The sequence below is a fragment of the Sphingomonas sp. S1-29 genome (assembly GCF_026167545.1).
Taxonomy (GTDB): Bacteria; Pseudomonadota; Alphaproteobacteria; order Sphingomonadales; family Sphingomonadaceae; genus Sphingomonas.
The window spans coordinates 3,312,097-3,324,868 of sequence record NZ_CP110678.1; the positions used below are offsets into that span (position 1 = coordinate 3,312,097).

The window sequence follows — 12,772 nt, forward strand, 5'->3', positions numbered from 1 at the left end:
TTTTCTTCGTCAATTGTTGGCATCTCCGACATGTGTCGGCCAACCTTACATATCTGCCTGCGGAGCGAGCGCGATGATCCGCCTGTTCAAGCATTATGTGCCGAACGCGGTGCTGCTGCTGGCGCTGCTCGATTTCCTGTGTCTGATCGCCGCCGCCGAGTTCGGCTGGCAATATCGGGTGCGCGAACTAGGGCTCGATCCCGAGGCGTTCACGACACGCATCCCGCAATTGCTGAGCTTCGCCGCGAGCCTCGGCACCGCGATGATCGCGGTCGGCGCATACAGCCCCGAGGCGCTGACATCGATGCGCGTGGCGGCCGCGCGGCTGATCGTCGCGGTGTCGCTGGGGACGATCTTCCTGGCGGTGCTGTTCTTCCTGGTACCCGCGCTCACCTTCTGGCGCTCGAACCTGCTTTACGCGATGATCGCGGCGATCGGCCTGTTGTTCGTGCTGCGGCTGCTGATCGGCAAGACGCTTGGCGGGCAAATATTCAAACGCCGTGTAGTGGTGCTCGGGGCGGGGCCGCGCGCGGCGCGGCTGAAGGCGCTGGCGCGCGCGCCCGGCGCGGGCTTCGTCGTCGTCGGCTATGTCTCGATGAGCGAAGCCAACCGCGTGATCCCCGAGGCGATCGCGCGCGATGCGATCTTCAACCTCGCCGATCATGTCGTGCTGCTCAACGCCTATGAAGTCGTGCTCGCGCTCGAGGAGCGCCGCAACGCGCTGCCGCTCAAGGATCTGGTGCGGATCAAGACCACCGGCGTCCATGTCAACGAAATCTCGACCTTCCTCGAACGCGAAACCGGCCGCGTCGACCTCGACAGCCTCAACCCGTCGTGGCTGATCTTTTCAGACGGCTTTTCGTCGGGGCGGATGTTTTCGAGCGTGTTCAAGCGGCTGTTCGACCTCACCGCCAGCCTCATCCTGCTCGCGCTGACGCTGCCGGTGATCCTGTTCATGGCGCTGGTAGTGAAGCTCACCAGCAAGGGGCCGGCCTTCTACCGCCAGCGCCGCGTCGGGCTGTACAGCCAGGGCTTCGACATCGTGAAGCTGCGATCGATGCGAGTCGATGCCGAGGTGCCGGGGCAGGCGGTATGGGCCGAGAAGGACGATCCGCGGATCACCGCGGTCGGCCGCTTCATCCGCAAGACGCGGATCGACGAGCTGCCGCAATGCTGGAGCGTGCTAAAGGGCGAGATGAGCTTCGTCGGCCCGCGGCCCGAGCGCCCGCAATTCGTCGACGATCTCGAACAGCAGCTGCCTTATTATGCCGAGCGCCACATGGTGAAGCCCGGCATCACCGGCTGGGCGCAGATCAACTATCCCTATGGTGCCTCGATCGAGGATTCGCGGCAGAAGCTCGAATACGACCTGTATTACGCCAAGAATTACTCGCCCTTTCTCGACATCCTGATCCTACTGCAGACGATCCGCGTGGTGCTGTGGCCCGAGGGCGCGCGGTGACCCGGCGATGATCGCATTTCTGGTTCTTTGGAGCCACGCGCTGGCAGCGCTGGCGTTCGCAGCGCTCGCATTGTCCACCACCCGGCAGCCGGCGGGGGCGGGGCGCATCTTGCTCGCGGCCGCCTTTGCGGCGACTGGCTTGTGGGCGTTGGCGGTAGCGGGCATCGGCGGCGACGCTGCGGTTACCCAGCTGATCAATATTGCTCGCAACCTCGCCTGGTTGGTCGTCGTCCACTGGCTATACCGGCGCGGGCACGCTGCAGCCGCGCCGGCAGCGACCGTGTTTCACCTGACCGTGGCGGCGGTGCTGGCGATCGGTGGACTGTTGACCGCGATGGCGGCCCAAGGCGACAGCGCGGCGTTGGCCGCCGCGATGCTCGAAGCCGGCTATATCCTGCGGCTGCTGGGGTCGATCGGCGCGCTGGTGATGACGCGCAATGCATATGCCGCGTTTGCCAGCGGTGCACCGCGGGCATTGGCGCGGGTGGCGGCTGCGATGTGGTTGGTCGAGGTGAATCTGCTGACATTCGCCTGGGCGACCGATAGCTGGCCGCCCGAGTTGGTGGCGGCGCGCGGCATCGTGCTGGTGGGGCTCGCCGCGGTGCTCGCGGTGGCGCTCCAGCGCGGCGGCGGACGTCCGGTGCAATTGTCGCGCGCGGCGGCGATGCAATCGCTCTCGCTGCTGGCGATCCTCGGCTATTTCGCGCTGCTCGCCGCGGTGACCGGCGGGCTTCAGATGATCGGCGGCGGGCATGCGCGGCTGTGGCAGACCGCCTTCGTCTGCGGATCGACCGCAGCGGCGCTGGCGGTCCTGTCGACCGGATGGCTCCGCGCCTGGACTCGCGTGAAGCTCGCCAAGCATCTGTTCCGTCACCGTTATGACTATCGCGCCGAATGGCTGCGCTTCACCGATACGCTGGGCAAACCCGAGGACATCGCGCCGCTCGACGAGCGGATGGTCAAGGCGATCGCCGACCTAACCGATTCGCCCGCGGGGCTGTTGCTCGTCCCCGACGCCGGCGGGCTCGGCATCGGGGCCACTTGGAACTGGGATGTCGGCGCGCTGCCCGCCACCGCCACCGCTCCCGAACTGGTCCGCCATCTCGAAGCCACCGGGCGGATCATCGAACTCGACGAGGTCCGCGCCGGGCGCAGCCCCGCCGAGGATAGCGACGCGATGCCGCAATGGCTGATCGACCAGCCCGACGCCTGGGTGGTGGTGCCGCTGCCGCATCTGACGACGCTGGCCGGAGTGATCGTGCTCGCGCGCCCGCCGATCGATCGTGCGCTCGATTGGGAGGATTTCGACCTGCTCAAGGTGGTCGGCCGGCAAGTCGCGAGCTACCTCGCCGAAGCGCGCGCGCAGGCGCGGCTGACCGAGGCCGAGCGGTTCGAGGAATTCAACCGCCGCTTCGCCTTCATCCTGCACGACATTAAGAACCTCGTCAGCCAGCTCAGCCTGGTCGCGCGCAATGCCGAGCGGCATGCCGACAATCCGGCGTTCCGCGCCGACATGGTCGCGACGCTCAACGAATCGGCGACTAGGATGAACGATCTTCTAGCCCGCCTGTCGCAATCGCAGCCGCAACGTGCCGACCCGCCACGCTCGGTGCCGGTGCTCGCCCTGGCGCAGCGTGTCGCCAGCGCGCGGCGGCTGGTCCGCCCGGTGGTGGTGACCGGCCCGCGCGACGTGCTCGCGCTCGCCGATCCGATCCGGCTCGAACAGATACTGAATCATCTCGTCCAGAACGCGATCGAGGCAAGCCTACCAAGTGAGCCGGTAGGGATCGCCATATCGGATCACCCCGATCGCGTGGTGATCGAGGTGATCGACCGCGGTTGCGGCATGTCACCGGCGTTCGTGCGCGACCGGTTGTTCAAGCCGTTCGTGTCGACCAAGGCGAGCGGCTTCGGGATCGGCGCGTTCGAGGCACGCCAGCATGCGGTGGCGATGGGCGGCACGCTCGATGTCACCAGCCGCGAGGGCGAGGGGAGCTGCTTCCGCCTGACGCTGCCGATCGCGACCGCCGGCACGCTGGAGCGCGCGGCGTGAGCGAGTCGATGCGCAAATTGCTGATTGTCGAGGACGATGCCGGGCTCCAGCGCCAGCTGCGTTGGGCCTATGAAGGCTATGAGGTGTTGGTCGCGGGCGACCGCGCCGCGGCGATGACGTTGCTTCGCGCCGAGGAACCCGCGGTCGTCACGCTCGACCTGGGGCTGCCCCCCGATCCCGACGGCACCACCGAGGGCTTTGCCGCGCTCGCCGAGATGCTCGCGCTCAAGCCCGATCTGAAGGTGATCGTCGCATCGGGCCATGGCGCGCACGAAAGCGCGCTGCGGGCGATCGCCGAGGGGGCCTATGATTTCTACGCCAAGCCGATCGACATCGACGCGCTGGGGCTGATCGTCGCGCGCGCGTTCCACGTCCATGCGCTCGAGGCCGAGAACCGGCGGCTCGCGGCGCGCGTCGATGGCGGCGCGGCGCTGGGCGGGCTGGTGACCGCGGCGCCCGAGATGCTCAAGGTCACGCGGACGATCGAGCGCGTCGCCGTTGCCGACGTCTCGGTGATGCTGCTCGGCGCAAGCGGCACCGGCAAGGAGGTGCTCGCGCGCGGGCTGCACGATGCATCGCCGCGGCGAAAGGGCGCATTCGTCGCGATCAACTGCGCGGCGATCCCCGAAACGCTGCTCGAAAGCGAGCTGTTCGGCCACGAAAAGGGCGCGTTCACCGGCGCGATCAAGACCACCGAGGGCAAGATCGAGCAGGCATCGGGCGGCACCTTGTTCCTCGACGAGATCGGCGACGTGCCGCTGGCGCTGCAGGTGAAGCTGCTGCGCTTCCTGCAGGAGCGCGTGGTCGAGCGGATCGGCGGGCGCAAGCCGATCGCGGTCGACACGCGGATCGTCTGCGCGACGCATCAGGATATCGACGTGATGGTCGCCGAGGGGCGGTTCCGCGAGGACCTCTATTACCGGCTGGCCGAGATCGTCGTGCGGATCCCGTCGCTCGCCGAGCGTGCGGGCGATGCGGTGCTGCTGGCGCGGCATTTCCTGCGCCGCCATGCCGCAGCGATGAAGAGCGGGGTCAAGGGTTTCGCCCCCGATGCGGTGAGCGCGATCGAGGGCTGGGGCTGGCCGGGCAATGTCCGCGAGCTCGAGAACCGCGTGAAGCGCGCGGTGATCATGGCCGACGGCACGCGGGTGACCGCCGCCGACCTCGACCTCGGCGAGCGCGACGCCGCGCTGCCGGTCAACCTGCGCGCGGTGCGCGAGGCCGCCGATCGCGGCGCGATCGCGCAGGCCTTGGCGCGCGCCGAGGGTAACATCTCGGGCACCGCGCGGTTGCTAGGGATCAGCCGGCCGACATTGTACGACCTGATGAAGAATTATGGCCTCCAGCCGTAGCGCCCGCCGGACGCTGCGACGGCGGATGGCGATCGGGGTGCTGGTGGTTGCCGCGCTGCTGGCCGCCATCTTCGTTGCGCGCGTGGTGTGGCCCGAGCGCAGCGACCGCGCCGGATCGGATGCGGCGATCGCGCGCGCGCTGGCCGAGCTCAAGACCGGCAATCCCAGCGCTGGGGTAGCGGCGGCGCATGAAGCGGTGCTCGCCGATCCCGCGCACGGACTGGCGCACGCGGTGCTCGCGCGGACGTTGCTGGCGATCGACGACGGGGTCGGTGCGGCGGCGGCGCTCGATCGCGCGGCGAAGGCAGGGTTCGACATGCGCCGCGTCGCGCAATTGCGCGCGCATGCGAGCTATCTCCAGGGTGATGCCGAAGCGGCGCTGGCCGAGCTTGGTCGCAGCCATCCGCGCTACGCCGTTTATGCCGATCGCATTCGCGCGTCGGCGCTCGCCGATCAAGGCGACACCGATCGCGCGCGCGCGTTGCTCGAGGCGGCGACGGCTGCCCGGCCCGGCGACTGGGCAGGGTGGGTGGCGCTTGCTCGGTTCCGGCAGGATATCGGCGACGAAGGCGGGGCGATCGCCGCGAGCGAACGCGCGATTGCCGCTGATCGGCGGCAAGTCGACACGCTGCGGCTGCGCGGCGAGATGGTGCGCAGCCAGTTCGGACCGGTCGCGGCCTTGCCCTGGTTCGCGCAGGCGGTAGCGCGCGATCCGGCGCATTTCGGGGCATTGATCGCCTATGCCGCGACGCTCGGCGATATCGGGCGCACGCGCGAGATGCTGGCGATGGTGCGCCGCGCCGAGGCGGTTCGGCCCGGCGACCCGCAGGCGCTGTACCTGCAGGCGGTGCTGGCGGCGCGCGCAGGACGCTTTGCCCTCGCTGAGTCGGTCGTCCAGCGGCTGGGCGGCGCGGGTGAATCGATGCCCGGGGTGCTGCTGCTCAAGGGCGTGATCGACCTCCAGACCGGCCGCCTCGAACAGGCGATCGCGACGCTGCGGAGCTTGATCGACCGCCAGCCACGCAATTTCACCGCGCGCCGGTTGCTGGCGGCGGCGCTCGCGCGGTCCGACGCTTCGCGCGCCGCGATCGACGTGCTGCGCCCCGTCATCGAACGCAGCGATGCCGACAGCTATGCGCTGGTCACCGCCGCGCGCGCATTCGAGCGGATCGGCGAGCGCGGCCCCGCCGCCGGGCTGCTCGATCGCGCCGCGGTGCCTGCGCGGGGCGGATCGGGGGCGTTTGCCGGTGGGACCGATCTCGGCGCTGCGCTGGCGAGCGCTCGGCAGGCGCGGGGGGCGCCGGGGCCGACGATCGCCTATGTTCGCGCACTGGTGCGCAGCGGCGATCTGGCGCGCGCGCTTGCCGAGGCGCGCGCGCTGGCCGGACGCTATCCGGGGTTGCCCGCGGCGCATATCGCGATCGGCGACGTGGCGATGCTGGCGCGCCAGCCGGCGCTTGCCGCGCAGGCCTTTGCCCGCGCCGCCTCGCTGCGGTTCGACGAGCCCGCGATGCTCCGGCTGGTAGAGGCGCAGGATGCCGCCGGGCAGCGCGGCCCGGCGGCGAACACGCTCGCGCTGTTCGTGTCGCAGCATCCGGGCAATTTGGCGGCGCTTCGCCTGACCGCGGCGTGGCAGCTCGCGGGTGGCGAACCCGGCGCCGCGATCGACACGTTCGCGGCGATCCGAGCCGTGGCAGGAAATCGCGATGCGGCGGTGCTGCTGGGGTCGGCGACGGCGCATCTCGCGATCGGCGAGATAGACCGCGCGCTAGCATTCGCGCGCGACGCCTATGCGTTGCAGCCACAGAACCCGATGGTCGCCGATGCCTATGGCGAGGCGTTGCGCGCCAGCGGCGACCGCCAGGGGGCGGTACAGTTGCTTCGCAAGGCAGCGTCGATCGCGCCCGGCCATCGCGGGATTGCCGCGCATCTGGCGCAGGCGATTGCCGAGCTGCGCGCGTCGTGATCCGGCGTCTCGCTTGACCGCTTCGCGACTTGCCCCGAAACGAACCGGCATGGGAAATGCCGAAACGCTGGGGCGCATCGCCGACGCACTCGACCGGCTGGCGCCGCCGCGCGCCGCCACCGCCGATCCGCTCGCGCACGCCGCCTATGTCTGGCGCGGTGGGGCGCTCGCAGCGGCGCGGTCGTTCGCCCCGCTGCTGATCGACCGGTTGGTGGGGATCGATGCGCAAAAGGCGACGTTGCTCGCCAATCTTCGCCGATTGGCCGCGGGACACGCGGCGCAGGACGCTTTGCTATGGGGCGCGCGCGGCACTGGCAAGTCGGCGCTGGTGAAGGCGGCGGTCGGCGCGGTGCAGGCCGAAGGCGGCGGGCTGGCGCTCGTCGAAGCCGGGGCGGGCGAAGTGGCGAGCCTGCCCGCCTTGTTCGCCGCGATCGACGGCACGCCGCGCGCGTTCGTGATCTTCGTCGATGACCTGGGCTTCGACACCGCCGCCGATGCGCGGTCGCTGCGTTCGCTGCTCGAAGGCGGGGCCGAAGCGCGGCCCGACAATGCGCGGCTGGTGGTGACCTCGAACCGCCGCCATTTGATCCCGCGCAACCTCGCCGACCAGGAAGACGCGATCAACCAGCGCGACGTGATCGACGACCAACTGGCGCTCGCCGATCGCTTTGGGCTGAGCCTCGGCTTCCACGCGCTCGACCAGGACGGTTACCTCGCGATCGTGCGCGGCTATTGCGAAGCCGAAGGCCTGCCCTTCGACGCGCACGACGCGGTGCAATGGGCGACGCGGCGCGGCAGCCGGTCGGGGCGGGTGGCGTGGCAATATGTCACCGAGGTCGCCGGGCGCGCGGGGCGGGCGGTTTAGGCCAGGTCGATCCGCGACAAATCGCGCGCCGAATGGATGATGCGGACGATGACGACCGCATCCGGGTCGATCCGGTAAAGGATATTGTACTTGGCCACCGACAGCACCCGCATACCGATAGCGGCCTCGTCACGCGCGGGTGCGCTTCGCGGGTGGTCGCGCAGCCGGGCGATCGACGCCCCGATCCGGTCGAGCAGCCGCTGGGCGGCAACCGCGTCGAAAGTGGCGACATATTCGTATATCGCGTCGAGATCGCTTCGCGCGCGGCGCTGAAAGCGAAGCTTCATTCAGCGGCGCGCGCGGCCAGCCGTTCATTGCCCCGCCGGATGATGTCTTCGAAAAAGTCATCGGGCATGTCGATCGGCTCGCCGCTCGCCAGACCTTCCTCCCACGCAGCGCGAAGCCGGGCGTTCTCGTCTTCGCGGGTCTGCAAAAACAACCGTAGCGCGTGCTGCACTACCGCATCGACATCAGCATACTGCCCGGTCGCGACCGCGCGATCGATATTGACCGCCACTTCGTTGGCCAGCTCGATCGTGATCTTGCGAATCGCACCCATCATCAGCCTCCATCGCGGGCCAGCCTATCACCCAGCCGCGAGCGCTTCCACCTGCTCGGCCAGCGCCAGCCAGCGTGCCTCGGCGGCTTCCTTTTCCTCGCGCGCGCGGGCGATCGTTGCCATCAGCCGGTCGAAACCGTCATGGTCGCGTGCGTATAGCTCGGGATCGGCCAGCCGCTCCTCGTCACGCGCGATCGTCACTTCCAGTTCCTCGATCCGCTTGGGCAGCAACTCATAGTCGCGCTGGTCCTTGTAGCTGAGCTTTACCGGCTTGGACTTCGGAGCGTCGGGGCTCGCCTTGCCCGCCTTTTTCGCCGCGACCTGGCGCACCTTGCGCTTGGCTTCCCAATCGGCATAGCCGCCGACCACCATGTCGACCGTTCCCGATCCGTCGAGTCCGATCGTCATCGTCACGGTGCGATCGAGAAAGTCGCGGTCATGGCTGACGATCAGCACGGTGCCGTCATAATCGGCGATCACTTCCTGCAACAGGTCGAGCGTTTCGAGGTCGAGATCGTTGGTCGGCTCGTCGAGCACCATCAGGTTCGATGGCCGCGCGAATTCGCGCGCCAGCAGCAATCGCGATCGCTCGCCGCCCGACAGCGTGCCGATCTTGGCCTCGACCATCGTTGGTTCGAACAGGAATTCCTTCAGATAGCCGTGGATATGCTTGCGAACCCCCAGCACGTCGATCCATTCGCCGCCATCGGCGACGACCTCGCGCACCGTCTTTTCGGGGGCCATCTTGCTGCGTTGCTGATCGATGATCACCGGATCGAGCGTCTTGGCGAGGCGGATGTGGCCGCTATCGGGTTCGATCTCGCCGGTCAGCAGCTTGAGCAAGGTCGACTTGCCCGCGCCGTTCTTGCCGACGATGCCGATCCGGTCGCCGCGGGTGATCCGCAGCGTCAGGTCGTTGATGATCGTGCGATCACCGTACCCCTTGGTCACGCCCTTGGCGTCGATCACCACCTTGGTCTTCGAATTGTCGGCGGCGGTCGTGAGGTTCGCCGCGCCCGCCGGCCCGGTCATCGCCGCGCGTTCGGCGCGCATTTCGTACAGCTTGGTCAGCCGCCCCTGATTGCGCTTGCGCCGCCCGGTCACGCCGCGCTGGAGCCAATGCTCCTCTAGCTTCAGCCGCGCGTCGAGCTTTTCGGCATTGCGCTGTTCGTCGGCATAGACCTGCTCGGTCCAGGCATCGAACCCGCCAAAGCCGATCTCGGCGCGGCGCATCGATCCGCGATCGAGCCACAAGGTCTGCTTGGTCAGCCGCGTCAGGAAGGTACGGTCATGGCTGATGACCACGAAGGCACCGCGATAGCGGTTCAGCCATTCCTCGAGCCATTCGATCGCGTGGATGTCGAGATGGTTGGTCGGCTCGTCGAGCAGCAGCACATCCGGGTCCTGCGCCAGCGCGCGCGCGATGCCAGCACGCCGCCGTTCGCCGCCGCTCGCGGTCGCGGCCTCGCGGCTCAGGTCGATGCCGAGCTGGTCGGCGATCGATTCGGCCTCGTGCCGCGCCGGCGCATCGTCGCCCGACAACACATAGTCCATCAGCGTCAGGCAGCCGGTCATCCGCGGCTCCTGTTCGAGCGTGACGACGTTGGTGCCGGGCACGATCACCCGGCGGCCCTCGTCGGCCTCGACCTGTCCGCCGAGTAATTTGAGCAAGGTCGTCTTGCCCGCGCCGTTGCGGCCGATCAGCGCGATGCGGTCGCGCGCGCCGATATGGATGTCGAGGTTGCGAAAGAGCCAACCCGAGCCCTGGACGAGGCCGAGATTTTCGAATGCGAGAAGGGGTGCTGCCATGATGGGGACGCTCTAGGGCGCGGACGGTTTAGCGGCAATGGGTGCGTACCGCGTTGCCATTTCGCCACGCGCACGTTGCCGAATGGCGACGTTTCCATTCAGAGGCTGTTCAACGCCCGAACCCTATGCAAAGCCGATGACAATGTCGGCGATGCGTGGTTTTCTTGGCATAGCGTGCCTGCTGGTTCCGTTCGGCGCGGTAGCCGGCGAACCGTCGCAGCGGCAGCGCGACCATGACGCGGTGCGCGAGGCGCGGATGCAGGGACGGCTGCTTCCGCTGCGCGAGATCGAGCGGCGCGTGGTGCCGCAGCTGCGCGGTGCGCGCTATCTCGGCTTTGAATTCGATTCGGGAAGTTCGGTTTACACGCTGAAGTTCCTGCGCGATGGCAATGTGATCTGGGTGTCGGTCGACGGGCGTTCGGGGCAGGTCCTCGGGCGTTCGGGCAACTGACAACCCCCACGCGGAAGGAACAACGATGCGCGTATTGATCGTCGAGGATGAACCCAATCTGCGCCAGCAGCTCAGCAACACGCTGGTGGGGGCAGGCTATGCCGTCGATCAGGCAAGCGACGGCGAGGAAGGCCATTATCTCGGCTCGACCGAGCAATATGACGCGATCATCCTCGATCTGGGGCTGCCCGAGGTCGATGGGCTGACGGTGCTCGATCGCTGGCGCAAGGAGGGCAAGACGACGCCGGTGCTGGTGCTCACCGCGCGTGACAGCTGGTCGGACAAGGTCGCCGGGCTCGACGCCGGTGCCGACGATTATGTCGCCAAGCCCTTCCAGAGCGAGGAACTGATCGCCCGCCTGCGCGCGCTCATCCGCCGCGCGTCGGGCAACGCCTCGGCCGAACTGACCGCGGGCGACATCCGCCTCGACACGCGCAGCGGCAAGGTCACGCGCGCGGGCGAGCCGGTGAAGCTGACCGCGCAGGAGTACAAGCTGCTCAGCTATCTGCTCCACCACAAGGGCAAGGTCGTCAGCCGCACCGAGCTGATCGAGCATATCTACGACCAGGATTTCGATCGCGATTCGAACACGATCGAGGTGTTCGTGACGCGAATCCGCAAGAAGCTGGGCTCGGACGTCATCACCACGATCCGCGGCATGGGCTACAGCCTCGACGAGCCTGGCACGCCGCCGCCGGCCTGATCATGGCGTCGACGCTCCCTGGCGAAGACGGGGCCGCCGCCGCGCCACACGACCGGCCGCGACCCTATGTCCGCGTGACCGGGTCGCTAAGCCGGCGGATGATCGTCATCGCCAGCGCGTGGATCCTGCTGCTGCTGACGGGCGGCGGCTTCGCGCTAGACCGTGTGCTGTCGAGCGCGATCACCCGCAGTTTCGACGAACAGCTCGATTATCTGCTGACCTCGATGATCGTGTCGGCCGAGATCGGCCCCGATGGCCAGGTCGAGTTCAGCCGCGAGCTTGCCGACCAGGGGTTTTTCGAACCCTATTCGGGGCTGTATTGGCAGGTCAGCGGCGCGGGGTTCGACCCCAAGCCTTCGCGCTCGCTCTGGGACCGCCGGCTGCGGGTGACCGATCACGCGCCCAAGGGGTCGGCGCATTATTATGATTCCGAAGAATTTGCCGACGAGAAGCTCCGTGTTGCCGAGCGCGACGTGCGGCTGCCCGGATCGAAAGTGTGGTGGCGCTTCCAGATCGCGCAGAAGCGCGAACTGCTCGACGCGCAGATCCTGGCGCTGCGCGAAACGCTGATCCGCAGCTTCCTGCTGCTCGGGGTCGGGTTGATCCTGATGGCGGCGCTCCAGACCTGGTACGGGCTGTTGCCGCTGCGCCATCTGCAACGCGAGCTCGCCAAGATGCGCGGCGGCAAGGCGGCGCGGATCGACGGGCCGATGCCCGCCGAAGTCGCGCCGATCATCGAGGAGCTCAACGACCTGATCTCGCACAACGAGCGCCAGGCCGAGGAGGCGCGGCGCCACGCCGGCAACCTCGCGCACGCGCTCAAGACCCCGCTGACGGTGATCATGAACGCCGCGACCGCTGGCGCCGACGATTTGCCCGAGACGGTGGTACGCGAAGCGCGGACGATGCGGCGACAGGTCGATCACCATCTCGCGCGCGCACGCGCGGTCGGCCGCCGCGGCAGCGCGCATAGCCGCGCCGAGGTGTGGCCGAGCATCCAGGCGGTCGAGCGCGCGGTCGCGCGGCTGTACCAGCATGTCCGGATCGACGTCGACGGGCGCAAGGACCTCGTCGCGCATATCGAGCGCCAGGATCTCGACGAAATGCTTGGCAATTTGGTCGAGAACGCCGCGAAATATGGCGGCGGCAGCGTGTTCATCACCGCACGCGCCGAGGCGGGGTTCGTCGAAATCCTGGTCGAAGACGACGGGGTGGGGATTGCCGAAAGCGACCGCATCCGCATCTTCGATCGCGGGGTGCGGCTCGACAGCGGCAAGCCCGGCACCGGGCTGGGGCTCGCGATCGTGCGCGACGTCGCCGAGATTTACGACGGCACGGTGAGCCTCGAGGAGAGCGAGGATCTGGGCGGGTTGATGGTGCGGCTCAGGTTGCCGGCGGCGCGGTAGTTATTTCTCCCCTCCCTGGAAGGGAGGGGTTGGGGGTGGGTTGGCTGCTTGTAGGGCGACGCGCTTGCCAACAGACCGACCCACCCCCAGCCCCTCCCTTGATCAGGGAGGGGAGCAAGAAGGGGAGGGGTGCTCGCTTCCCGGCC

The 12,772-nt window shown here is 68.2% G+C and carries 11 protein-coding genes; 8 read left to right on the forward strand and 3 right to left on the reverse strand.

Going from position 1 to position 12,772, the window contains the following annotated elements:
• The first annotated feature begins 73 nt into the window (after window positions 1-73).
• The 5 genes from OKW76_RS15850 to OKW76_RS15870 are packed head-to-tail and all read left to right on the forward strand — an operon-like array spanning window position 74 to window position 7,698.
• Window positions 74-1,462 carry a TIGR03013 family XrtA/PEP-CTERM system glycosyltransferase gene (locus tag OKW76_RS15850; RefSeq protein ID WP_265549918.1) on the forward strand — a complete coding sequence of 463 codons (1,389 nt, stop codon included), beginning with the start codon at window positions 74-76 and terminating at the stop codon, window positions 1,460-1,462.
• Window positions 1,463-1,469: 7 nt separating this feature from the next.
• Complete coding sequence (prsK, locus tag OKW76_RS15855; protein WP_265549921.1) at window positions 1,470-3,515, forward strand: XrtA/PEP-CTERM system histidine kinase PrsK; 2,046 nt, start codon at window positions 1,470-1,472, stop codon at window positions 3,513-3,515.
• A gap of 8 nt (window positions 3,516-3,523) precedes the next feature.
• Entirely contained in the window at window positions 3,524-4,867 is a 1,344-nt protein-coding gene (gene prsR, locus OKW76_RS15860; protein ID WP_416221870.1) for a PEP-CTERM-box response regulator transcription factor, read from the forward strand.
• On the forward strand, window positions 4,851-6,833 hold the full coding sequence (locus OKW76_RS15865) for a tetratricopeptide repeat protein (protein ID WP_265549924.1): 1,983 nt from the start codon (window positions 4,851-4,853) through the stop codon (window positions 6,831-6,833). The genes prsR and OKW76_RS15865 overlap by 17 nt, the downstream gene beginning before the upstream one ends.
• Window positions 6,834-6,882: 49 nt before the next feature.
• A complete protein-coding gene (locus OKW76_RS15870) occupies window positions 6,883-7,698 on the forward strand; it encodes an ATP-binding protein (protein ID WP_265549927.1) in 816 nt (271 codons plus the stop codon).
• Here OKW76_RS15870 and OKW76_RS15875 read toward each other — a convergent pair.
• The 3 genes from OKW76_RS15875 to OKW76_RS15885 are packed head-to-tail and all read right to left on the reverse strand — an operon-like array spanning window position 7,695 to window position 10,066.
• Complete coding sequence (locus tag OKW76_RS15875; RefSeq protein ID WP_265549929.1) at window positions 7,695-7,985, reverse strand: type II toxin-antitoxin system RelE/ParE family toxin; 291 nt, start codon at window positions 7,983-7,985, stop codon at window positions 7,695-7,697. The genes OKW76_RS15870 and OKW76_RS15875 overlap by 4 nt on opposite strands.
• Window positions 7,982-8,260 carry a ribbon-helix-helix domain-containing protein gene (locus tag OKW76_RS15880; protein ID WP_265549932.1) on the reverse strand — a complete coding sequence of 93 codons (279 nt, stop codon included), beginning with the start codon at window positions 8,258-8,260 and terminating at the stop codon, window positions 7,982-7,984. The genes OKW76_RS15875 and OKW76_RS15880 overlap by 4 nt, the downstream gene beginning before the upstream one ends.
• A gap of 24 nt (window positions 8,261-8,284) precedes the next feature.
• Window positions 8,285-10,066 (reverse strand): ABC-F family ATP-binding cassette domain-containing protein, encoded by a 1,782-nt coding sequence (locus OKW76_RS15885; protein ID WP_265549933.1) that lies wholly within the window; start codon window positions 10,064-10,066, stop codon window positions 8,285-8,287.
• A gap of 136 nt (window positions 10,067-10,202) precedes the next feature.
• Here OKW76_RS15885 and OKW76_RS15890 point away from each other — a divergent pair, with 136 nt between their 5' ends.
• The 3 genes from OKW76_RS15890 to OKW76_RS15900 are packed head-to-tail and all read left to right on the forward strand — an operon-like array spanning window position 10,203 to window position 12,626.
• On the forward strand, window positions 10,203-10,517 hold the full coding sequence (locus tag OKW76_RS15890; protein WP_256506822.1) for a hypothetical protein: 315 nt from the start codon (window positions 10,203-10,205) through the stop codon (window positions 10,515-10,517).
• Window positions 10,518-10,542: 25 nt separating this feature from the next.
• Window positions 10,543-11,220, forward strand: a complete 678-nt coding sequence (locus OKW76_RS15895; RefSeq protein ID WP_256506823.1) for a response regulator transcription factor — start codon at window positions 10,543-10,545, stop codon at window positions 11,218-11,220.
• A gap of 2 nt (window positions 11,221-11,222) precedes the next feature.
• Window positions 11,223-12,626 (forward strand): ATP-binding protein, encoded by a 1,404-nt coding sequence (locus OKW76_RS15900; RefSeq protein ID WP_416221826.1) that lies wholly within the window; start codon window positions 11,223-11,225, stop codon window positions 12,624-12,626.
• Window positions 12,627-12,772: the final 146 nt, after the last annotated feature.

Coding starts and splice junctions, on each gene's coding strand:
- OKW76_RS15850 (WP_265549918.1), top strand. CDS start 74: ATGATCCGCCTGTTCAAGCATTATGTGCCGAACGCGGTGCTGCTGCTG.
- prsK (WP_265549921.1), top strand. CDS start 1,470: ATGATCGCATTTCTGGTTCTTTGGAGCCACGCGCTGGCAGCGCTGGCG.
- prsR (WP_416221870.1), top strand. CDS start 3,524: ATGCGCAAATTGCTGATTGTCGAGGACGATGCCGGGCTCCAGCGCCAG.
- OKW76_RS15865 (WP_265549924.1), top strand. CDS start 4,851: ATGGCCTCCAGCCGTAGCGCCCGCCGGACGCTGCGACGGCGGATGGCG.
- OKW76_RS15870 (WP_265549927.1), top strand. CDS start 6,883: ATGGGAAATGCCGAAACGCTGGGGCGCATCGCCGACGCACTCGACCGG.
- OKW76_RS15875 (WP_265549929.1), bottom strand. CDS start 7,985: ATGAAGCTTCGCTTTCAGCGCCGCGCGCGAAGCGATCTCGACGCGATA.
- OKW76_RS15880 (WP_265549932.1), bottom strand. CDS start 8,260: ATGATGGGTGCGATTCGCAAGATCACGATCGAGCTGGCCAACGAAGTG.
- OKW76_RS15885 (WP_265549933.1), bottom strand. CDS start 10,066: ATGGCAGCACCCCTTCTCGCATTCGAAAATCTCGGCCTCGTCCAGGGC.
- OKW76_RS15890 (WP_256506822.1), top strand. CDS start 10,203: ATGACAATGTCGGCGATGCGTGGTTTTCTTGGCATAGCGTGCCTGCTG.
- OKW76_RS15895 (WP_256506823.1), top strand. CDS start 10,543: ATGCGCGTATTGATCGTCGAGGATGAACCCAATCTGCGCCAGCAGCTC.
- OKW76_RS15900 (WP_416221826.1), top strand. CDS start 11,223: ATGGCGTCGACGCTCCCTGGCGAAGACGGGGCCGCCGCCGCGCCACAC.